The 22428-nt window shown below is 72.2% G+C and carries 8 protein-coding genes; 2 read left to right on the top strand and 6 right to left on the bottom strand.

All coding sequences use genetic code 11. From position 1 onward, the window contains the following. Positions 1–660: 660 nt before the first annotated feature. Positions 661–7356 (bottom strand): polymorphic toxin-type HINT domain-containing protein, encoded by a 6696-nt coding sequence (locus ACWEF2_RS24660; protein WP_453818720.1) that lies wholly within the window; start codon positions 7354–7356, stop codon positions 661–663. A 709-nt stretch (positions 7357–8065) separates the two neighbouring features. Beyond that, entirely contained in the window at positions 8066–9529 is a 1464-nt protein-coding gene (locus tag ACWEF2_RS24655) for an alpha/beta hydrolase family protein (protein WP_453818719.1), read from the bottom strand. Between the two features lie 194 nt (positions 9530–9723). On the opposite strand from ACWEF2_RS24655, the gene ACWEF2_RS24650 reads away from it, so the two are divergent. Then, positions 9724–10851 (top strand): exonuclease SbcCD subunit D, encoded by a 1128-nt coding sequence (locus ACWEF2_RS24650; RefSeq protein ID WP_453818718.1) that lies wholly within the window; start codon positions 9724–9726, stop codon positions 10849–10851. Beyond that, a complete protein-coding gene (locus ACWEF2_RS24645; RefSeq protein WP_453818717.1) occupies positions 10852–14823 on the top strand; it encodes an AAA family ATPase in 3972 nt (1323 codons plus the stop codon). A gap of 135 nt (positions 14824–14958) precedes the next feature. Here ACWEF2_RS24645 and ACWEF2_RS24640 read toward each other — a convergent pair whose 3' ends face one another. The 4 genes from ACWEF2_RS24640 to ACWEF2_RS24625 are packed head-to-tail and all read right to left on the bottom strand — an operon-like array spanning position 14959 to position 22116. After that, on the bottom strand, positions 14959–16305 hold the full coding sequence (locus ACWEF2_RS24640; protein WP_453818716.1) for a threonine/serine ThrE exporter family protein: 1347 nt from the start codon (positions 16303–16305) through the stop codon (positions 14959–14961). A gap of 39 nt (positions 16306–16344) precedes the next feature. Then, positions 16345–19581 carry a chromosome partitioning protein ParA gene (locus ACWEF2_RS24635; protein ID WP_453818715.1) on the bottom strand — a complete coding sequence of 1079 codons (3237 nt, stop codon included), beginning with the start codon at positions 19579–19581 and terminating at the stop codon, positions 16345–16347. A 14-nt stretch (positions 19582–19595) separates the two neighbouring features. Further along, positions 19596–20909 carry a hypothetical protein gene (locus ACWEF2_RS24630; RefSeq protein WP_453818714.1) on the bottom strand — a complete coding sequence of 438 codons (1314 nt, stop codon included), beginning with the start codon at positions 20907–20909 and terminating at the stop codon, positions 19596–19598. After that, entirely contained in the window at positions 20899–22116 is a 1218-nt protein-coding gene (locus ACWEF2_RS24625; RefSeq protein ID WP_453818713.1) for a hypothetical protein, read from the bottom strand. The genes ACWEF2_RS24630 and ACWEF2_RS24625 overlap by 11 nt, the downstream gene beginning before the upstream one ends. Between the last annotated feature and the right edge of the window lie 312 nt (positions 22117–22428).

The raw sequence follows: 22428 nt of genomic DNA, 5'->3' as shown, positions 1-22428 counted from the left end.
GGGTCGCGTTTGTCATCTACACATCGGGGTGCCCTCGACCACCAGCTCGGTGCAGGGCCGCGGCCGTCTCACCGGTCGAGAACGCCTCCGCCTTGCTTGACACCCTGGCTGGTGATAAGCGTGAAGACGGGCCCTGCGGCAATGGTGCTTGTTCCGGCGCCGGCGGCCAAACTTTGTCGCCGAGCTCGACCTGTTCGATGGGTTTGCCTGTGGCGTCGAACGAGATTCGGTATCTCAAAGGTTCTACTCAGATGCCGTCATGGGCGGCCTCGTCTCCAGATCAATGGGGATCAGATTAATCTCGGCCCTTAGTTTTTTCTGAACACCTCGAAGCATCTTGATTGTGACTTCGTCAGATAAGCCTGTAGTAGTCGCCCACTCGCATCCAGAGCCCATCACGTCACTCGCAAAAGCTACCTCAGTTGCCAGTAGGGATCGAGCCCAATCAATTGGCTCAAGGCATTCTCTTTGGTCAAGAAGAGATCTAATCCTGCGCCCGCAGGAAAGCAAGTCCGATACTCCTGAGAACCCCATAGCGATAGCAAGCTCCTCAGTACAGCGAGCTGGCCCGGCCCACTCCAAGAGCCCGTGTTGCAGCAGCCGTACCTCTTCGTCGGAGAGTGGAAATACCTCAGAAGCTCCCAATTAATCCACGCCCTCTTATTTGAGCCCTTCCCAGTATTCATCCAGGCTTTTTGGCTTAAACGCAGTTCCGAAATCGTCACCCGCAGGGTTATGGATGATGACCGTCCCATCTCGCCCCATATAGGCCCTTCTTCCATTACTCAGTTCCTTTATTTTCAAAGGATTCTTCATCACCTCCTCGATATGCTTGGAAAGATCACGAAGAGACATTCCGGGGAAATCGCCGGCATGTTTTCCACCTGCGTGTCCGCGCGCAATATCGTCAGCATCGCCAACCCTCCAGTCGCAGCCATTCGCATTATGGACGAGGACGCCAACCACTCCACCCCCCACATGATAGGTGTGGGTGCCGGCGATGGTGAGGTTGTGGACTTTTTGGTGGGTGGTGGTCCATTTAGTGACAGTGCTTACCTGGACGTGGGTTCCGGTGCTGGTGCGTAGCCAGGCTCCGGGGGTGAGCCGGGTGGCGGGGACCCATTCGCGCAGGTTGGGGACCCAGAAGGGGTGTTCGTCGGTGGCGATGACCACGCCGGTTTTGCCGTCCTTGACGCCGTCGGTGTCGACGGTGATTTGAACGAGGTTCTTGGCGCCTTCGCCGGTGATGAGGTCCACTACCGGCTTGGCCTCGGTGTGGCCGGTGTCGGGGTCGGTGGCCAGGACCTTGTCGCCGGTCTTGACCTGTTCGATGGGCTTGTGGGTGCCGTCGGCCATCAGCACCGGGGTGCCGGGCACGAAACTGTTCGGTCTTGGTCTGGCGCATGCTGAGAAGGCGTGCTGGGCGGCTTCCCGGGCCTTTTCGGCGATCTTGAGTTTGTCCTTGGCGGCCAGCCAGCCCTTGAAGCCGCTGACGGCGTCCCCGACGTGTTTCCCGATCTGTTTGCCGAGTTCGTAGGCCCTCGCCCATTTCCAGGGCGCCGCGTATTTGGCGGCGAGTTTGCCCACCAGGCCGCCGGCGAGGGAGGCCAGGACGTTGAGCGCGGTCTCGCCGCAGGCGCCGAGGTTTCCGGTGGTGAAGCACTGGATGCCCGCGGTGATACCGAGCTCGTCGGCGGCGATCTTGGCCAGCGCGGTGACTGCGGCGACCAGCAGTTTGAGCTGCCGGTCGACCTCCGCCTTGGCCGCGGCGGCGTTGGCGTCGGCCTGCTGTTTGCGCTGGAGCTTGCAGGCCATGCTGCTGGGCTTGGAGCAGGGGGCGGCTCGGCCGGAGTGTGATGTCGGCTTCAGGCCCGTGGGGTCCGATGCCCCGATGGGGTTGTCTCCGGCGTAGCTGTAGGGGTTGATCCACTGGGGTTTGTCGAGGTTGAGCAGGGGGTCGGTGGAGACGAAGCGGGCGATGGACGGGTCGTAGTAGCGGGCCGACAGGTAGGTCAGGCCGGTGGAGTCGTCCTCGATCTTGCCGAGGAAGCCTCGGTCGGTGAAGGGCAGGTCGTCTGTGCCGCGGCGCTGGCCGTAGGGCAGGTAGCGCTCCCGGCTGACCTGGCCGGTGGTGTCGTCGACGGCGAGCTGGGCCGAGCCGTGCAGGCCGGAGGCCAGCCATTTCACGCCGGAGGTGGTGCGCATCGCGACGGTGGAGCCGTCGGGGCCGGTGTAGTAGCGGGTGCCCTGCACCGTGCCGGCGGCGAGTTTCAGTTCCATCGCGCCCAGGTAGAGGGTCGCGGAGCCGTCGGGGTCGCGGCGGATGAGGCGGTCGCCGTCGGCGTCGTAGACCATGGAGGTCTGCCGGCCGTCGACGACGGCCTTGTCCAGCTCGCCGAGCGGGTTCCAGGTGAAGGTGGCCTGCTTGCCGGCGACGGTGCGGGCGGTGAGGTTTCCGGCGTTGTCGTAGCCGTAGGTGTCGGTGCGGCCCGGCCGGGTGATGGCGGTGACCGCGTTGGGGCGGACCGCCGCGGCGCCGGGGGTGGGGTAGGTGTAGGTGGCGGCGGCGCCCGCGTCGGTCAGGGTGGTGAGGTTGCCGACCGCGTCGTAGGCGTAGCTCTGGTTGTACGGATCCACGCCCTGGGTGTTGGCGCCGGAGGCGCAGGAGGCGCCGGTGGTGGTGAAGGCGGCGGTCAGCCGGGACAGGCCGTCGTAGGTGAAGCATTCGGACTGGCCGGGGCTGGTGCCGGGGACGGCGGAGGCGGCGTCCAGGATGCGGGTGATCTCACCGGCGGCGTTGTAGGTGAGCCGGTCGTCCTGGGCAAGCTGCGGGGTGGGGGTGTCGGCCTTGGCGGTGGTGGTCAGCCGGTTCAGCCAGCCGGTCGCCTCATCCCAGGTGAAGGATCGCTTCACCTGGGCGTTGGCGCCGTAGTGCCGTTCGGCCAGCCGGGCGGTGGCGGTGTAGAGGGTGTCCTTGACGTAGGTGGTGGCGCCCGAGAGGTTCGAGGTCAGCGTCTTGGGCAGGCCCAGGTCGGTGTAGGACAGGGCGAGGGTTTCGGCGGCCAGGCCGCCGGCGGCGGGCATGCCCTGGGCGGTGGGGTTTCCGGCGCGGTCGTAGGCGGAGGTGAAGGCGTAGTCGCCGGCCAGGGCGCCTTCGGCGGCGGGGATGGTGAGCTTGGTGGCGGTCGGCCGGTAGGAGCTGTCGTAGCCGGTGACGGTGTCGGTGTAGGCGTTGCCGCCGCTGTAGCGGGTGGAGGAGGTCAGTCGCCCCTTGGCGAGGGTGTCGTAGACCCATTCGGCGGCCTTGACGCCGACGGTCGGCTCGCCGATCCACTGGGCGGTGCGTCGGCCCAGGTCGTCGTAGCTGTAGGAGATCTTGCTGTTGTTGCCGTCGACGCTCGACAGGATGCGTCCGGCGGCGTCGTAGCCGGTGCTGGTGTTGCCGGAGTCGGGGTCGGTGGCGGCGGTGCGCCGGCCCATCCAGTCGTAGGTGAAGGTGCGGACGTTGCCGTTGGCGTCGGTGATTTTGTGAAGCAGCCCGGCCACGGTGTAGTCGTAGGTGGTGTCGTGGTGGACGACGGCGTCCTTCCACTCCTCGGTCTTGACCGTGCGGTCGGCGGCGTCGGTCACGGTGGCGGTTTTACCGCCGACCGGCGGGGTGACCTCGACGCGGTCGGCGCCCGGATAGGCGGTGGTGGTACGGCGCAGCTCGGCGGCCAGGCTGCGCTCGATCACCGCGGTGGGCCGCTGCAGGGTGTCGTAGACGGTCTCGGTCCACTGCGGCAGGCTGGTCAGCGCGGGGTTGAGCAGACCACTGCCCGGCGCGGCGGTGTTGTGGGCCGGCTGGCCGGCGGCCCGGGGCAGGCCCCGGCCGTCGTAGACGGTGGCCACGACCACCCGTCCACCTGCCGGGGAGTCCGTCTGCACCTCCCGGGTACGGCCGAGGCCGTCGTCGTAGGAGTAGGTGGTCAGATACTTCGCGGCCGCCCCGGTGCCCGATAGCAGCTTGCGCATGGTCGTCGTGGCCGGCGCGATCGCCGAGACGTCGTAGGCGACGGTCGCTGACGGGGTGCCGCCGCCGCGCGGCTCGTCCGGTCCCCACAGGGTGCTGGTACGGCCGAGCGCGTCGTAGTCGATCTCGAAGCGTTTGCCGTTGGCGTCGACCAGCGAGGTCGGCAGCCCGTTCAGGTGGGACGATTGGGTGGTGACGGTGTGTCCCAGCGGGTTGGTGACGGTGGCCCCGGTGTGTGGCCAGCCCACCGCCGGGCTGTAGGCGGTGGTGGTGGTCTTGCCCAGCGGGTCGGTGGCCGTCAGCGGGCGGCCGTAGTCGTCGAAGGTGGCCTTGGTGGTGGAGACGGTGGTGGCGTCGGCGTAGGTGCGGGTCTCGGTGACGTTGCCGTCGCTGGGGGTGTTGGTCGCCGGGTCGGAGCCGCCGTCGTAGAGGCTGATGCTCCTGCCGATCAGCGCGCCGGTGGCGCAGTCGTCTCCCGCGCGGCGCTCGGCCGTCGACGGCAGGCCGGTGAACCACTGCCCGGCGGCCACGTTACGGGCGTAGGTCGTGGCGGTGCAGGTGTTGTCGGCTGCGGTGGTGGTGTCGCCGTGGTCGTTGACCCTGATCGGGAGGCCGTCGGCGTTGTAGGCGGTTGTTTCGTCGGTGTAGCGCCAGGTACCGCCGGTCAGGAGTTCCCGGCCGCGTTCGCGGGTGCGCAGCACGAACGCCGGGTCGTGGGCGCCGGTCCCGCTGCCGGTGGGCTGGACCGTGTACTCATACCTGGTGGATTCGGCCTCGGTGTAGGCGCGGGGGGTCAGCGCGGTGAGTTTCCAGGCCTGTTCCTGCAGCACCTGGCCCTGCAGGGCCGGGGTGTCGATGACGGTGCCGCCCTCGAAGTCGGTGATCGTGGCGCCCATGCCGCGGAAGAAGGTGTGGGAGGTGACGGTGAAGTCGGAGGGGTCGGTGCCGGAGCCGTGGGTGGTGCGAACGGTGCCGTAGCCGCGCCAGTCGGTGGACGGCGGTGCGAGGTTCGGCTCGACGTGCTGGCGGGGGGAGGCCCAGCCGGGGCCGTCCCGATACTCGTAGGTGTTGACCATGTCCGGGGAGGCGGCCACCAGGTCGCGTTCGACGACCTTGGTGACGAGTTGCTTGTAGTAGACCGTCCAGGCCGTGTTGCCGGGGATGCTCTGGTCGACCTTGTAGCAGTCGCCGGCGTGGTCGGCGAGGTAGTCGCCGCCGTCGCGGCCGTTGCCGCCCGAGCACGGGTCGGCCTGACCGTAGGAGACCTCGATCCGGCCGCCCATGCCGTTGGCGATCGCGCCGATCCGCGGCACCATCCGCCACGACAGACGCTGCAACCAGTCCGACATGGCGTCATACGACATTTTGCCGGACAGCATGACCGCGTCGAAGTCGGTGACCGGCAGCGTGGTGGTGGGGGTACCGGCCAGGCCGGTGTGCTGGACGGTGTCCAGCCACAGCACCGGATCATACGGCGCCCCGAAATCGGTGCGGGTGTAGATCCAGGCGTAGGTCAGATCCAACCGGCTCACCGAGTCCCAGCCCAGGCCGGCGGGATTCAGCGACTCGGTCAGCACCGAATCGAGTTTGCGGGTGGAGTAGAAGGCGAGCGCGGAGTTGGCGCAAGCCGCCGGGGTGTCGCAGCGCAGGTCGCCCGGCACGTCCAGGCCGCCGCGGTCGTAGGTGGTGAAGATCGTGCGCGCGGTCGGCACACTCCCGGCGACCTGGGTGTTGTGGCCCCACTCGGCCTTGGCCAAAAACCCGCCCCGCTGATAGGGCAGTACCCGGTTCAGCTCGTGCAGGCAGCTGGGCAGGCAGAAGTGGTTGGTCTCGAAGGTGTAGGCGTAGTCGACGACGTTCTCGTTGCGGTCGATCTCCTGGTCCAGGTTCCAGCGCCACACCCCGGTACAGGTCGGCGGGACCCTGTTGTGGTAGTAGCGGTCATAACACGGCTCGCCGACGTCGTTGCCGACATACGGCGTCTGCCACTGGGCGTCCCTGGTGTAGCCGAACCGCGACACCTGCCCCTCGGCGGAGGTGATCTTCCAGTACTCCTGAGCGTCGGCGCCGCCGGCCAGCTGCTCGACCTTCCACCCAAAATCGGGCACCGTCCTCCAGGCGCCGGAGGCGCGGTCCTTGACGATCTGCGCCGAGCGGCCGCCGACGCTCAGCACCAGCTCCGACTGTGACATGTCGTTGGTGGACGGGTCGCCGTCGCCGGCGTCGGGCGACTCCCAGCACAGCGCCTTGCCGAAGCTGCCGGTCTCCTCGGCGGTCCAGATCAGGTTGGCCTGGGCGTCGTAGAAGTTGTCCACCGTGCAGCGGCGGAACTTTCGTTCGATGAAGCCGGCGTTCAGCTCCCAGCCCGCGCCGGCCGCGCTGGACTGGTTGTTGGTCCAGTTGCCCTGGCCGTCCACCGACGAGGCGTCGTAGGACAACGACAGCTCCGGGCCGTCCCCTGCTGCGGACGGCGCCTCGGGCAGCGGGTAGTCGTAGCTGAACGAACCGCCGGAGGTGCCGGCCTGCCAGGTGCCCGAGGGTTTGAGGTCGGTGGCGCCGAAGTTGCCGTCCGGGCCGGTCAGTCCGGCCATCAGCACATACACCGACCCCTCGGCCATCTGCCTGGCCGCGGTCGCCTCGGCCGCCGCCCGCACCGCGGCCTTGGCGTCGCCCTTGGCCGGGGCGGGGGGCGTGGCGGGGGTGGCCTGGCCGAGTTCCACCTCGGCGGTCAGCGCCCCGGCCTTGAGGTCGTTGGTCGTGGTGACCGCCCGCGGGCGCGCGACGCAGGTGCGCGGGCGGGGGGTCTGTACGGCGCAGGCGGGCAGCCGCACCAACTGGAGGCGGGTGGCGAGGTTACCGCCGTAGGCGTCGCGGAAGGCGGCGTAGGAGAACTCCGCGCGCACCCTCCCCGGGCCGGTACGGCCGTCGGCCCGTTCGATCCTGGCGGCCACCCCGACACCGCCCAGTTCGCGCACCGTCTCCGGGGCCAGGGTCTCGATCTTGACCTTGCCGATCCCGCCCCCCTGGCGGGTGGAGGCGACCCGGACCGGGAGGGTGCCGGCCCTGACCGGCGCGGAGGTCACCGCGACCTCGGCGCTGCCCGGCTTGGGCCATACCGGCGGCTTCGCCTTCGCCACCGGCGGTGAGGTCTCCTCCGCCCCCTTGCCCACCTTGGGCTTGGGAACGGCGCGGCCCTTCACCGACGGTTCGGGGCCGGAGGCGGGTGCGGCGGCGGAGGCGCGTTGGAGCAGAGGCTCGGGCACACCCATCCCGGAGAGGAGAAGGGTCACCACGATCCCGGCCACCAATGCCGTCAACCACAGTCGCGCGCGCCGAACCCGCATCTCGGTCCCTTTCGCAGGCATGCCGACACAGGCCCCGGGAAAAGGGGGCCGGAAGACGTCGGAGAGCAGACAAAGGACGATCAACATGGATGATGATCGCGGCAGCGGGAATGGTCAATGCACCAGAAAGCAGTTCACTGACTGCTTAATGTGACATGACATGGATGCTGTAATTTTCAACCTTGGTTAACCCTGGTCAATGGTGCAGTCATCGACGCGAACGTCCAGGTCGGAGAGGCGAAAAAAGGTGAGTGTGATGTACGTCACAGCGCACACCAAAACCCCGATATCCACCGACACCAATGAAGGGGAGGGCGTGAAACCGAGCCGCCACCCGTGGCACGAAAACCTGATTTCAGCACACCGGAAACACATCCGGGAGAGAGGACGACGGCTCCCCGTGCGACCGGCATCCCGTCGAGGAGAACCGGAACCCGTGGCCGGCGTATTCGCCGCCGGCACCCCTCATTTGAGGGTAAATGAATAAGCAACCACTCCGGTCGCCGATTCGCGTCTTACGGATTCATCCAGCCGGTATCGCCCCCCGCTTATAAACGTTCACCTCAGGATTCACGCGGGCATATCAGGGTTCACGGGGGTACGCCGATCACGCGATCGTATGCCGGGTGCCGGGCACGACCCGGTGCCGTCCGCCGCGCCCGTGCGTGCGTGAGCGGACGTTCGCCGGGATGGACCGCCGGTTCGGCTGCTACCAGGGGAAGGTGAACAGGCTGTAGTAGGCCCCGGCGATCAGGAGCAGGCCGGTGCCGCCCAGCACACCCGCGATCGCGGCCCGCTGCGGGCGGCTGGGCTCCCAGCCCTCGCGCAGTCCCGACACGACGGCCGCGACGGCGGTGACCTCCTGCAGCAGCATGAGCACGGCCAGGATCCTGATGACCAGCCACCCGGCGAGCACCGCCGGCCAGGCCCCGGCCTGGTTGACCGAGAACAGCACCAGCAGCGTGATGAAGGCCAGCACCGAGACGAGCAGCCCGGCCCCGGTCCACGCCATACGGCGGAGCCGGCGCCGGATCGGCGGCCACACCAGGGCGTTGGCCTCGGCGGGCAGTTGCCGGCCGCGGAGCCGTACCACCATCTCGGCCACCGGGCCGACCACGTATCCGACGGCGGCCAGGCAGAGCGCCAGCCCGAGGACCGTTCCCCCGGCGTACCACGGGGCGGGAGGCACGTCGCTGGCCTCGTAGCGCTGGACCGGGACGGCGCCCGCGATGTGCGCGGCGGGGGCGGCCGTGCCCGGCAGCCCCCTGACCCAGTTGGCCAGCGTCTGCAGGTAACCGGGGGCGAACGGCCCGCCGTGGACGCGCATGCCGTGGTCGGCGCCCTCAAGGTAGCGGATCGTGTAGTCGGTGTTGCCGCCCTCGGCGAGCGCGCCGGTCAGGGCCTTGCTGCTCTCCACGAACGGGATCGACGGGTCGCGCGTGCCGTACAGGGCCAGGACCGGCTGGTGGATCCGGCGCAGCGCGGGCAGGCCGTCGTAGCGCAGGAAGTTCATGTGGACCGCGCTCATCGCCCGGGTGAGGAGCTCCCGCACCCCGGCGGGGGCGTGCAGCCGGTCGAGTTGCTCGCTCAGCGCCCAGGTGACCTGCCGCATGGGCGAGACGTTGGGGGCCGACACCAGCACGGTGAACCCGACGTCGTCGCTCCTGGCCGCCGCGATCGGGACCACCCAGCTGCCCTCGCTCACCCCCCAGAGCCCGGTCCTGGCCGGATCGACGTCGGCGCGCAGGCGCAGCCGGGCCAGCACACGCAGCGCGTCGTCGGCCAGCAGGGCGAAGTCGCGGTTGCGGAAGTCGTAGCGAACGCTTCGCTTGTCGTAGACGAGCGTCACGATTCCCGCCCTGGCCAGCCACTCCGCCTGGGTGGTGAACTCGCCCCGGGCGCCCGGCCCCGCCCCTTGAACGAAGATCAGGGCCGGGTGTCTGCCGGGGGTGAGCGGCGCCCGGACCGTGGCGCCGAGCCTGGTGTCGCCGACGTCGACGGTGATGTCCTCCACGGAGATCTGCCCGTTGGCGGAGACCGCCCTGATCTCCGCGGGCGGCTGGGCGGGCAGGGCCTGGAAGACCGGATCCACGGTCAGCGGCGGTGGGTCGAAGGGAGGCGGCAGGGTGTAGCCCACCGTCGCGAGGACCAGCAGGACCACGCCCGCTGCCATGCTCAACACGCCTCGGCCAACCCGCATGCCGACCCGCTCCCCGATCGTCGCCCGCCTCCGGGATGAACGTATGCCGATATCGTTCCCTTCGATCTTCAAGCGTACTCACGACCGGCCCTCCAGGGCAGGGGGAGCGGGAGGCGAGTGATGGGAGTGGCCGCATTTGCCGCCGGGGCCTGTTAGCTTCAAGCGACATGCGGGTGCTGCACACATCGGACTGGCATCTGGGCCGTTCGTTCCATCGCGAGAGCCTCCTGGCCGCCCAGGGGGTCTTCGTCGACCATCTGATCGAGACGGTCAGGGCCGAGCGGGTCGACGTGGTCGTCGTCTCCGGCGACGTCTACGACCGGGCACTGCCACCCGTCGACGCGGTGGACCTGTGCAACCAGGCACTCCAGCGCCTGGTCGCCGAGGGCGTGCGCACCGTGCTGATCAGCGGCAACCACGACTCGGCCCGCCGGCTCGGCTTCGGTGCCCGTCTGATCGACGCCGCGGGCGTCCACCTGCGCACCGACGCGGAACGGTCCGGTGAGCCCGTGATCGTCGATGACGTGGCGTTCTACGGCATCCCCTACCTGGAGCCCGAACTGGTGCGCGGCCCCTGGGACCTGCCCGAGCGCACCCACACCGCCGCGATCGAGCACGCCATGTCCCTGGTCCGCGCGGACCTCGCGCGCCGGGGCCGGCGGTCGGTGGTCCTGGCCCACGCCTTCGTCACCGGGGGACAGGCCAGTGACAGCGAGCGCGACATCAGCGTCGGCGGCGTCGCGCACGTCCCGGTCTCCGCTTTCGACGGCGTCGACTACGTGGCCCTGGGCCACCTGCACGGCCGCCAGCGGATGAGCGAGACCGTGCGCTACTCCGGCTCCCCGATCGCCTACTCCTTCTCCGAGGCCGGTCAGCTGAAGGGCTCCTGGCTGGTGGAGATCGGCCCGGACGGCCGGGTGGGTGCGGAGTTCGCAGAGGCGCCGGTGCCCCGGCCGGTCGCCCGGCTCCGGGGACGCCTCGACGATCTGCTCGCCTCGGCGGAGTACGCCCCCCACGAGGACCACTGGCTCCAGGTCACGCTCACCGATCCGATCCGCCCGAAGGGTGCCATGGAACGACTCAGGTCCCGTTTCGAGCACACCCTCGCGCTCTCCTTCGATCCCGAGGGCGGCGTCCCGGAGGCCGAGGCACGGCCGAGGGTGGCGGGCCGCCCCGAGATCGAGGTGGTGCTCGACTTCATCCGGGAGGTGCGCGGCGAGGCCGCCGACGCCGACGAGGCCCGGCTGATCCGCCAGGCCGTCGAGTCCTGCCGCATCAAGGAGGCGATGGCGTAGATGCGTCCGCACCGTCTGTGGATCACCGCGTTCGGCTCCTTCCCCGCCGAGGAGGAGGTCGACTTCGACGCCCTCTCCGAGGCCGGGCTGTTCCTGATCCACGGCCCCACGGGGGCGGGCAAGACCACCGTGCTGGACGCGCTCTGCTACGCCCTCTACGGCAGGGTGCCCGGCAGACGCGACAGCGCCAAGAGCCTGCGCTGCGACCACGCGCCTCCGGGCAGGGGGCCGTCGGTGGCGCTGGAGGTCACCATCAGGGGGCGGCGGCTGAAGATCAGCCGGTCACCCGCCTGGCAGCGTCCCAAACTCCGGGGAACCGGCACCACCAGGGAGAACGAGAAGGCGATCGTCCAGGAGCTCGCCCCCTCGGGGGAGTGGGCGGGTCTGACCACCCGGGTCGACGAGGCCGGAGACCTGATCGCCACCCTGCTGGGCATGAACGCCGACCAGTTCTTCCAGGTCGCGATGTTGCCCCAGGGGGACTTCGCCAGGTTCCTCCGCGCCGACGGCGAGGACCGACGCAGGGTCCTGGAGCGCCTCTTCTCCGTCAAGGTCTACGCCAACGCCGAGTCCTGGCTCGCGGAGCGGCGGACCGAGGCCCACCGCGAGCAGCAGGCCCTCCGCAAGGAGGTGGACTTCGCGGTCAAGCGCCTGGAGGAGGCCGCGGGCCCCGACCTCCTCGCAGCCCTGGCCCACGGCCCCGTCCCCGGAGGGGAGGCCGCCGTGGATGGGACGGCAGGCGCGGGCTCCCCGCCGGAGTCCGGTCCCTCCGAGTCGGAGTCCGGTCCTCCTGACGGCCACGCCGGGTCCCCGGGGGCGGTCTCCGCCGAGGACGACCCGCGCGGGTGGGCCGCCGCGCTGGAGGCGCTCGCCGCGGAGGCGGTCGCCGGGGTGAGCCACGACTCCGCCGTCCACGAGGACGCGGTACGGCGGGCGCGGGCGAGACTGGAGCAGGGCGTCGCGCTGGCCGACCGGCGGCGCCGCCGTGCCGATGCGCTGACCCGTGGCCGGGCGCTGGAGGAGACCGCCGAGGAGCGGGCGGATCTGGAGGTCGTCCTCGCGGAGGCGGCCCGCGCCGAGCGGGTGCTGCCGCTGATCCAGGTCGCCGAGCAGCGTGCCGAGGCCGCGACCAAGGCCCGCCGCCTGGCCGCCGACGCCGTCGCCCGCGCGCTTCCCCTCGTCGAGGCGGGCGGGGACGTCACCCCGGAGCGGCTGACCGCGCTGGCGCGTGACCGTCAGGACGAGATCACCAGGCTGGGTGAGCTGCGCGCCGAGGAGCCGCGCCTGGTGCGGATCGTCCAGGAGCGTGATCTGGCCGTCCGTGAGATCACCGAGCTGAGCGCGGCCCAGGCCGGGGTGGACGCCCGCCTCGCGATCCTTCCCGGCCTCCGCCGGGACCTGGAGGCCCGCCTTTCGGCCGCTCGCCTGGACGCCGCCAGGATCCCGGCCGCCGAGTCGGCCGTGGAGGTCGCGGCAGACCGCCTGCGGGCGGCCGAACACCGTGACGGACTGGCAGCCGAGCTGGCCGCCGCCCGTCACGACCTCGCGGCCGGACTCTCCGCCCTGTCCGCCGTGCTGGATGAGACCGTGCCGAAGGGGTGTCTCCCGGACGCCGACGTCCCGGAAGAGGGCCCGTCGGCGGGGGATGTCGCGGACGAGACCCCGCCGGAGGCGGTTGAGGTCCGGGAGCTGCTGGCCTTCTGGGAGCGTGAGCGCCGGGAGGAGATCGCCGGGCTGGAGGGGCTCCGGGACGACGAGGTCCACCTGGCCGAGCTCGCCGACTCGCTCGCCGCGCTCGACGCCGAGCTTCGGGCGACGGCCGACCGGGAGTCCGTGCTCCGCCGGAGGCTGGAGGAGCTGCCCGCCGAGCTCGGCGAGGTGTCGGCGCGGCTGACCACGGCCAGGGGCCGGATGGCCGAGATCCCCGCCGTTCGGGCGCGGGCCGACGCCGCCGCCGCCAGGCTCGACGCGGCCCGGCGCCGTGACGCCCTCCGCGCCGAGCTGGAGACCGCTCGGGCCGCCCAGGCCGAGGCGACGGACCGGGCCCAGCGGTGCCGCGACCGTTACCAGGACCTCCGCCAGGCCAGGATCGACGGCATGGCCGCCGAGCTGGCGGCCAAGCTCGTGCTCGGCGAGCCCTGCGCGGTCTGCGGTTCGCCCGACCATCCCGCCCCGGCCGCCCCGGCAGGCGAGGCACCCACCGCCACCGACGAGCGCGCCGCCCAGAGCGCCTTCGACGAGGCCGCCGAGCGGCGTCGCTCGGCTGAGAACACCGCCACCGCTCTGGCCTCACGTCTCGACGAGGCGCTCGCCGTGGCGGGTGACCTGTCCGCGCGCCAGGCGCAGGAGGCCCTCGGCGAGATCGGGGGGGAACTGGCCGCCCTGACGGCCGTCGCGGACACCGAGACGGCGCTCGCCGAGGAGGCGGACCGCGTCACGGCCGAGCTGGACGAGGTGAGGACCCGGACGGCGGAGGCCGCCGGACTGCTGGCCGAGGGCCGTGTCCGTCAAGCGGGTCGGCAGGCCGAGCGCGACCGGCTGGCCGCTCGTCTGGACGGGGCCCGTGGCGCGGACCCCACCGTTCAGGCCCGCCGCGACCGCCTCGCGGCGGAGGCCGTCCTGCTGGCCTCCGCGTGTCTGGCGGCCACCCGTGTCGCCGACGCGGCGGTCTCCCACCGCGAGGCCGGAGACAGGACGGACCTCACCGTGGAGTCCGCGGCGCGAGCGCTTGAGACGGCCGAGCGGGCGCTGGCCATGCTGCGGGAGTCGGCCGCGGCGGAGACCGGGCTGGTGGCCGAGGCCGACCTGATCGGGGTCGAGCTGAACGAGCTGGAGGAGCGCTCACGGGGGCTCGCGGTCACGCTGGCCGCCCGCGGTACGGCGGCGGAACGACTGACCGCCGACGTCGAACGGCTGACCGCACGTGTCGACGAGGCCAGGGGAGCGGATCCGACCCTGGCCGCCCGGTTGGACCGGTTGGCCGGCGAGGCCGGGCTGCTCGGCGAGGCGGTCGAGGCCACCCGGGAGGAACTGGCCACCGCGACCGAGCTGGCGACGGCCCGGGCCGGGGCACTGGCCGCGGTCACCGAGGCGGGGTTCCTCGGGGTCGACGACGCGCTCGCGGCGGCCCGCCCGCCCGCCGAGCGGGAGGAGAAGGCCGAACGGCTCCGCGAGCTCGACGGCGAGCGCTCCGCCGTCGCCGACCTGCTGGCCGACCCCGAGCTGATCGCCGCCGCGGCCGAGCCGGAGCCCGATCTCGGCGAGCTGCAGGCCGCGCGGGACGCCGCCGACGCCGCTCACGCGGGGCTGCTCTCCACCCGGGACCGGGCCGAGGCGCGCCGGGCCCGGCTGGCCGCGCTCCACGTCGAACTGGCCGGATGCCTGGACCGCTGGCTGCCCGCGGCGCGACGGCACCGCCTCGCCGACCGGCTCGCGGCCCTGACCGGCGGGACCTCCGGCGACAACCGGTGGAACATGCGGCTGTCGTCCTACGTGCTCGGCGAGCGCCTGCGCCAGGTGGTCGAGTCGGCCAACGAGCGGCTCGACCACATGTCGGGCGGACGTTACCTCCTTCAGCACGACCTCGGCCGCTCGGCGGGCGACCGGAGCAGGTCCGGTGGCGGGCTCGGCCTGCGGATCCTGGACGGCTGGACCGGGATGGACCGGGATCCGGCGACACTGTCCGGCGGCGAGAGCTTCATCGCCTCGCTGTCGCTCGCCCTCGGCCTGGCCGACGTGGTCACCGGCGAGGCCGGAGGAGTCGAGCTCGGCACCCTCTTTGTCGACGAGGGCTTCGGCACCCTGGACGAGGACACCCTCGACGGCGTGCTCGACATCCTCGACGGCCTCCGCGACGGCGGCCGGGCCGTCGGCATCGTCAGTCACGTCGCCGAGCTGCGCACCCGCGTCCCCGCGCGGTTGCGGGTCCGCAAGGAGCGCCGTGGCTCCACACTGTCGGTCTCCGTCTCCTGACGGTTCGGAGAATCCCGGTGATTCTCATCCCTGATTCGTCCGGGCCCTCGGGGAGGGGCGGGTGGCCGTGCGGCCTGTGAGGTGGACCGGTGGTCGTGCGCGCGGTGATGGGGGCGCGGGAGAGAGGTGAGCCGGTCAGTAGCCTCGGGTGCGGCGGGCGGCGGGGCGGCTGATGAACGGCTTCGGACGGGGGGTCGGGCGGCGCACCCGTCTTGTCAGGTCGGAGCCGGTGATCGCGCGCAGGATCTCCGCGCCCAGGATGACCCCGGCGCCCAGGGCGAGGGCGGTCGACAGGGCCTGCAGCAGACCGGCCAGGCCCGCGTCCCCGTGGCCGAGGCTGACGTCGAGCATGCCCCGGTAGAGCGCGGTGCCGGGCAGCAGCGAGCCGATCGCCGGGATTGTGATCACCATCGAGGGCACCCGGGCGCGTCCGGCGTAGGCGCTGCCGAACAGCCCCACGGCCGCCGCCGAGATCGCCGTCGCCAGGATCATCGGGACCTGCCAGGCGTGCAGCTGCACGAAGATCACCCAGATCATCGCTCCGCAGATCGCCGCCGGGATCAGGTGGCGGGGCGGCACGAGCAGGGCGACGGCGAACGACAGCGTCACCCCGATGGCTCCCAGCAGCTGCTCGGGCCTGATCAGCAGTGGTGCGGCGGGCACGTCCTCCACGGTCAGCGGCACGCCCATGCGGACGGCCGCGTACAGCGTGATGCCGATACCGGAGATGACCGCGGTCAGGATGAAGAACACCTCGAACAGCCGGGCGGTCGCCGTGACGTACTCCCCGGCGATGCCGTCCTGCACGCAGGCCACCATCGGGCGGCCGGGCAGCAGCGCGATGACCGCGCCGACCACCACGGCCTCCGCCCGCACCGGCACACCGAGCGCGACCATCAGCACCGCCGTCAGCGAGCCGAGCATCGCCGCCACCGTGAGCTGGAAGAACTCCGCCACACCCCGCCGGGCCAGCCAGGCGCTGGCCCGGTCGCCCAGCACGGTGGCGGCGAACGCGGCCACCGCCACCAGTGCGCCGCCGCCGACCAGGATGCTGGCGGAGGAGGCGATCAGCGCGAGCGCCGTGACCAGGAACCAGTCGGGGTAGACCCGCACCCGCCGGGTGATCTTCCGCAGCCTGATCTCGGCCTCGTCGAGCGGCACCGAACCGCCGGAGGTCTCCCTGAGCATCTCGTGGACCGCGATCAGCCGGTCGTAGTCGGGCAGGCGCCGCCGGACCCGGCGTTCCGCGGTGACCGGCACGCTGCCGTCGGAGGGGACGTGCGACAGCGTGATGGCCGACAGGTTGACGTCGGCCTCACAGTGCGGAACGCCGTAGGCGTTGGTGATCCTGCGCATGGCGCCGGCGACCGTCTCGGTGCCCTCACCGCTGCCGAGCAGCAGCTCGCCCACCCGCAGTGCCAGCGCCATCGCCCGGTAGAGGTCCTGTTTGGCGGGTGCCCGCTCCAGCGGTGACGCCGACACCTGTTCTCCCGACCTCGCACGGTCACTTCCCCGCCGAGGCTACCTCCCCACCGCCGAGGCGAGCGCACGCACCCGTTCGGTGTGGCGGTCATGACCGATGATCACGGGGGGCTCGTTGTACGGCATGGCGTCGGAGGAGCGCCGCAGCTTGATGTACTGCCCGCAGGCGTCGACCGCGTAGGGCTCCATGTCGTCCTGGAGCGCGCCGATCACCGTGATCCCGTAGGTCTCGCCGATCCGGCGGAACAGCGCCACCGCCTCCCTGCGATGCTCCTTGCCGAGGTTGCGCCCCAGCTCGTCCAGGACCAGGCAGAGATGGCCGCCACCGGAGGAGGCGATCGCCGCCGCGCAGACCAGTTTCACCGCCTTCTCGTCCATCAGCGCGGTGTTGGCCCGCCGGTTGTACGGCACGAAACCCTGCCCCTCACCCCGGCGCCACTTGGGTGTGACCCGCCACGCCCAGCGCTGCTCCGGATCGGCGGGCGCGGGCGGCACCGGGAACTCCAGTGTCGCGCCGTAACCGCCGTAGGAGGTGTCCAGCCTCTCGAACTCCTCGGCCACCCGCGCCAGCCGTGCCCTGATCGCGGCGGTCAGCGCGGCCCTGTGCACCGCGGTGGACTGGGCGGCCTCCTCGGCGCCCTTGGCGGCGGCGGCCAGGTCCCGTTGCCGGGTGGTGAGCTGGCTCTCGATCTGGCGGCGCTGATGGTGTTCGTACTCCTCCTGGCCCCGTAGGTAGGACGCGAGCGCCGTGCAGACACCGGGGAACGTCGCCTGCTCGCGCGCGGTGCGCCCGGCACCGGGCTCGGTCCGCCGCCGGATCAGGAACCCCAGTTCCTCGGGCATCTCGTCGTGCTCGCCGGGAAAGGTGTCGCGCAGCGCCTCGTCGAGGTGGCGCTCGGCGGCCCGCCACCACTCCTCGGCCGTCAGGGGCAGCTCCTGCTCGCTCAGCGCCTCCAGCCACTCGCGGGCGCCGTCGGCCGTGCCGCCCCACTCCTCGGCCAGCGCGCCCATCCCGAGCGCCGCCCGTTCCGCGGTGACCCCGGCCGCCCGCTCCGCGGCCTGGTCGCGCTCCGCCTCATGCCGGGCCCGGCGGCCCTCCAGGCGCTCGACCTCCATGCTCCTGGTCCGGGCGCGGAAGTCGAGTGTGCTCGCCCGCCGCTCGGCCTCGGCCACCTTGGGCACGATCCCGGCCAGCGCCTCGGTGAGCTCGGTGAGCGCGCCGCGCCGCTCGGCCATCCGCCGCTCGACGTCGGCCAGCTGCACGGCGGCCCTGGCCCCCTCCAGCCGCCGCTCGGCCTCGGCCACCTCGTCCTCGGCAGCCCGCACCGCCTTCGCGGCCGTCTCCTGGACGTCCCGGGCCCGGTGCAGTCGCTGCTCGGCCGCCTTGATCCGGGCCTCCCGGCCGGTGGCCACCGCGTCGAACGCCCCCACGACGGTGACACCCGCCGCGCTGACCAGCACCGATCCGGGCAGCGCGGCCAGGGCGCGCGTCGCGGACGCCAGGTCGGCCGTGTCCACGATCACGGCGTGCTCCCGAGGCCACCCCCGGGCGCCCAGAACCGCCGCCACCACCCGCCCCGCGGCGCCCGCCGCGGTCGGTCCCGCGTGGTCCGCGGCCTGCTCCGCGGAGTCCGCCGCCGTTTTTCCCGTGACACCCGCCCGGCCCTGTCCGGTGTGGTCGGGGGCCGCCCGCTCCGCGGAGTCCGCCGCCTCTCCCGGGCGGCCCGGTGCCGTCTCCCCGTCACGGGCCTGCTCGGCCACGTCGAGCGCGTCGAGCAGGCCGGTCGCCCCGACACCCGCCGCGGCGAGCGCGTTGAGCTGGGCGGCCGCCGGACCGCCCTCGGCGTCGTCCAGCGCCGCCCCGGCGCCGTCGACCTCACGGTCTGCCACGCCAAGCGCCTTCAGCGCCTCGTTGAGCCCGAGCCTGGTCCGGGCCAGCTCGGCCTCCGCAGTCCTCACGTCGCGGCCGTCGGCCGACCGCCGCCGCTCCTCCAGTCCGGGCAGCAGGCCGCGCAGCTCGTCCACCGAGTTCTCCGCCACCGCCCGGTCGGCGTCCAGCTTGGCGGCGCGGGCCTGCAGGGTGGTCAGCTCCCTGCGCGCCTCGGCCAGGCCGCGCTCCAGCGTGTCGTCCTTCAGTGTGGCGATCTCCGCCCTGACCTCGGCGACGGCCTCGGCCGCGCGTTCGCCCGCCGTGTGGAACCGCTCCAGGTCGGCGGCGAGCGACTCGTCCCGGCGCGCCGCGTCGGCGAGCCTGCGGGCCAGCCGCCCCCGCCGGCAGCGCAGCGCCTCCGCCAGCCGTACCCGGGCCCGGTCACGTCGGTCGAAGGTCTCCAGCAGCACCCGGGACTCGCCCTCGAACTCCTTGAGCAGTTCCACGGCCCGCGCCGCCCGCACCCGTTTGGCGTGCTCGTCGCGCCTGGCCTCGCGTTCCTGGTCGAGCTCGGTGTCCAGCCCGGTCAGCGCGGCGATCGCCTCGAAGACCCGCTCGGGGGAGATCTCGTTGAGCGGCTGGGAGAGCAGGTTGGTGGCGACCTTGCTCCGCACCGAGGTGGACAGGAACGACACGCATCTGACCCGGTCGCCGTAGAGGAACCTGGTCAGGTCTCGCGCCACCACGTCCCGGCGTCCCGCCGAGCGCGGCAGCGTCGCCCAGAGCTCGTCGGCCCGCGTCACCCGCTCGGCCTCCGAGGCGGCCGACGCCACGCACACCCCCTGGGTCCAGCGGATCTCCAGGTGTGGTGCCTCCTGGTTGACCCGCAGCCACACGGTCATGGCGTCGTCCACCGAGTCGGCCCCGGCGAAGACGCCGACGATGTAGCCGTGGTCGGCGCTGGCCCACGTCCTGCCTCCGCCGCCCGCGGCGAGCTCGGCGTTGAACAGCAGCTCCGACACCGCCTTGGCCCCCGAGGCGAAACGCCACTGCTCGTCACCGAGCAGCGCGGTGATCATCGCGATGAACGAGGACTTGCCCGCGCCGTTGGAGTCCTTCGGCCCCGCGCCGGCCACCACGACCAGCGTGCCCGGCACGATCGGCACCGGATGGGTGGACAACCGGGAGACGTTGACCGCCTGCACCGCGATCAGCACGCGGTCGCCGACCACGTTCTCCCCGGGCGCGCCGGCCCGGGCCTCCACCGGCATCAGGCTCGCCTGGCTCCCGTGTGCCCGGCCCGGCGTCCCGGTTTCCCCGGCCTCGTTCTCCCCGTCGGCCCCGTTTTTTCCGTCGGCGCCGCCGCTCCGCGATCCCGGCTCGGCCCGGTCCGGTTGTCCGGTCACCCCTGTCGTTCCCTTCATCGGCGATTGGCCCTCACGGCCGAGGCCAGCGGGGTGTGCGGCCCCGCGGCCAGGATCAGCTCCTCCTGCAGGCGCCTTCTGGCCTGCGGGGTCAGCCGGTGGAACTGCGGGCCCGGCACGTAGCCCCCGGCCTCCTCACCGGCCTTGACCTGGGTGAGCAGACCCGCCTGGCGCAGCGTCCGCAGCGCGGACTCCAGCTCGCCGACCGGCAGCCTGGTGTGCCGCCGCAGCTCGTCCACCTGGGCGGGGAACGACGACAGCCAGCTGTCGGCGGGCAGCAGGCCCTCGGCGCGGGGGATCGCCACCGAGTGGATCAGCACGAGCACCAGCACCGCCCGCTCGGCCTCACCCACGGTGGTGCCCGTCTCCGAGGCCACCCCGTCGGCGTATCCCGAGGTCCACGCCTCACGATCCTGGATCAGGGTCCGGCCGCGCCGCAGCAGCATCTCCGCGATCGTACGGCGCGGCACCGGATCGCGCAGCGCGGGAAACCGCGCCTCGTGGGCCGGCTCGGCCGCGTGCTCCACCGCCATGAAGGCCGCCACGATCTCGGCCCTGCGCCGCTCGTCGAACGGGTCCAGCAGATCCTCGTCCACGCCGCCGGGGACGGCGACGCCGGCGGACGCCTCGCCTCCGGAGCCCCCGACACCCCCGATGTCCCCGGAGCCGGTGGCGTCCCCGGTCTCCCCGCTGCCTCCGGCGTCCTTGGCGCTCCCGGCGCCCCGGTCGGTCCCGGTCCCGGTGACGGTGACGGTGACGGTGACGGGAAGAACCGGCAGAGCGGCCGGCCCGGGGGAGTCGTTCCCGCCGGACGGCAGGCGGCGCATCAGCTCCCTGAGCTGGGCGTGGGACTCGGCCGGCCAGCAGGCGCAGCGGGGGCCGAGCCGTACGGTCCCGGCGTCCACCTCCAGCCACGCCGAGTCGTGCAGGCGGCGCAGCGCGCCGATCGCCCAGTTGCGCATGAGGTCGTCGCCGCGCCCGATCAGCGCCCGGTAGGCGGACAGGACCTCCTCCACCGGGGCCGGGACGCCCGGCCACGGATCGGCGGTCACGTCCGTCCAGCAGCACTTCAGCGCCGCGGCCAGCACCCGCCGGGTCTCTCCTGAGCGCTCCACGGCGACCGGCGCGACCTGATACTCCTCCAGAAGCGACGGGGTCGCCCCGTCCGGCCACGCCGGCAGCGCCAGGCCGGTCCCGTCGCCGAGGGTCAGCCGGGTCATCCCGCGGGGGGCGGCCTCACCCTCGGCGAGCGGGAGCGGGCCGGCCGCCCTGGCCCGCGCGTGCGCCGACTCAGCCGACTCAGGCGTCATGCCCCACCCTCTCCAGAGAGCCGTGGGACAGCCAGCCGGGCTCGGCGTCCGGGTCGACGGTGAGGGCGTCGGACCATCGCAGCCGGTAGGGCGACTCCGGGCGCAGGTCGGCCGAGACGAGGTCGGCCAGCAGGCGGCGGGCGGAGACCCATTCGCCGTCGGCGGTGAGCAGCTCCTCCAGCCGCGCGGTGGCGCGCCCGCCGAGCGCGGTCTCGGCGACGGCGGCCAGACGGTCGAGGTCGCCGCCCTCGGGCCGGTGGACGTCGGCGGGGCCCGGATCGGGCAGTGACGAACGCGGCGGCGTCGGCTGGGCGGGCGCCGGACGGGGACTCTCGTCCACGGCGCGGACGATCGCCGCCGGGTCGTGCCAGGGCGCGGGGGCGTCGAAGACGAATCCGTCGAGCACGGCGGCGAGGCGCTCCTTGGTGGCGGTCTGGGCGAAGGTCCGCCAGGTCTCCGCGGGGAGCAGGGTCAGGTTCCGGGTGGTGCCGGCGGAGTCGGCCAGCCGTCCGGCGGCCCGGCGGGAGGCGTCGCTGTAGGAGTAGATCGCCGAGCGCAGTTCGGTGCAGGTGCGGTCGAGGTCGGGCCATCGGGTGAGGATGGTGCCGTGCAGGCTCTGCGCCCGGCGGGCGATCTCCTCGGTGCCCCAGAGTTTGGGGGCCTGCTCGCGCAGTTCCTCGATGGTGCCGCCGGTCAACGTGATCAGCTCCAGCGCCCAGAGCCGGAAGGCCCGGGACAGGTTCCGCGCGCTCAGGCGCGCCTCCTCCATGGTCGTGCGGGGGTCGGCGACGTTGAGGTCCTCCAGCGCGAGCAGGCGGTGCATCTCCGACTGGCCGCCGTCGTCCATCATCCGCCGGATGAACATCAGCCCCACCACGCTGGTGAACGACGCGCGGTAACGGAGCTGGTTGGGCTTGGGAAACACCTCGCGGATCGCGCCGAGGCCCTTGAGGACCCGCAGCCGGTTCTCGAACCGGTCCAGCGGGTAGGCCCGGCAGACGTGGCGCATCTGCTCGTGGGTCAGCCACTCCTCGCCCGCCTCGGCGAACGCCGCGAACAGCGTTTCGGCGATGTCGACCAGCGCGGGCTCGTCGACCACCGCGCCGCTGTCGCGGGCGAGGGCGGCGAACATCCGGCGGTAGGTCGCGAGCACGGCCTCCTCCGAGAGGGCCGAGTCGAGCGTGATCTCGTGGTTGGTCTCTGGCACGCGCCCTACCGTAAGGGTTGCCCCCGACACTTCAGGCACGGAACGGGAGACGCGCGGTGACGCCGCCGTGTCGCCGGGCGGCGGCCGGACATGCCGCCGCCCCCTCGGAGCCGGCCGCCGGCGACCTCCCGCGGGAGCGGCCGGTTGCCGGCCCGGTGCTCGACGTCCGGACGGTTCTCCTCGCCCGGCCGGGCGACTCCGGAGCGATGATCGGGGGCCTGCCGGGGCCGAGGGCGCGACCACGGGAGGCCGGCTGAAGATTTTCCCGGGTTGTTAACTCCCAGTTAACGGGCGTACGCTGTGCTCCTCGCG

It is taken from the genome of Streptosporangium sp. NPDC004631 (assembly GCF_053601935.1).
This window is presented reverse-complemented; position numbering and strand designations above follow the sequence as displayed.

What these genes read in the sequence shown, in the direction of transcription:
- ACWEF2_RS24660 (WP_453818720.1), bottom strand. Translation starts at nt 7,356, where the DNA reads ATGCGGGTTCGGCGCGCGCGACTGTGGTTGACGGCATTGGTGGCCGGG.
- ACWEF2_RS24655 (WP_453818719.1), bottom strand. Translation starts at nt 9,529, where the DNA reads ATGGCAGCGGGCGTGGTCCTGCTGGTCCTCGCGACGGTGGGCTACACC.
- ACWEF2_RS24650 (WP_453818718.1), top strand. Translation starts at nt 9,724, where the DNA reads ATGCGGGTGCTGCACACATCGGACTGGCATCTGGGCCGTTCGTTCCAT.
- ACWEF2_RS24645 (WP_453818717.1), top strand. Translation starts at nt 10,852, where the DNA reads ATGCGTCCGCACCGTCTGTGGATCACCGCGTTCGGCTCCTTCCCCGCC.
- ACWEF2_RS24630 (WP_453818714.1), bottom strand. Translation starts at nt 20,909, where the DNA reads ATGACGCCTGAGTCGGCTGAGTCGGCGCACGCGCGGGCCAGGGCGGCC.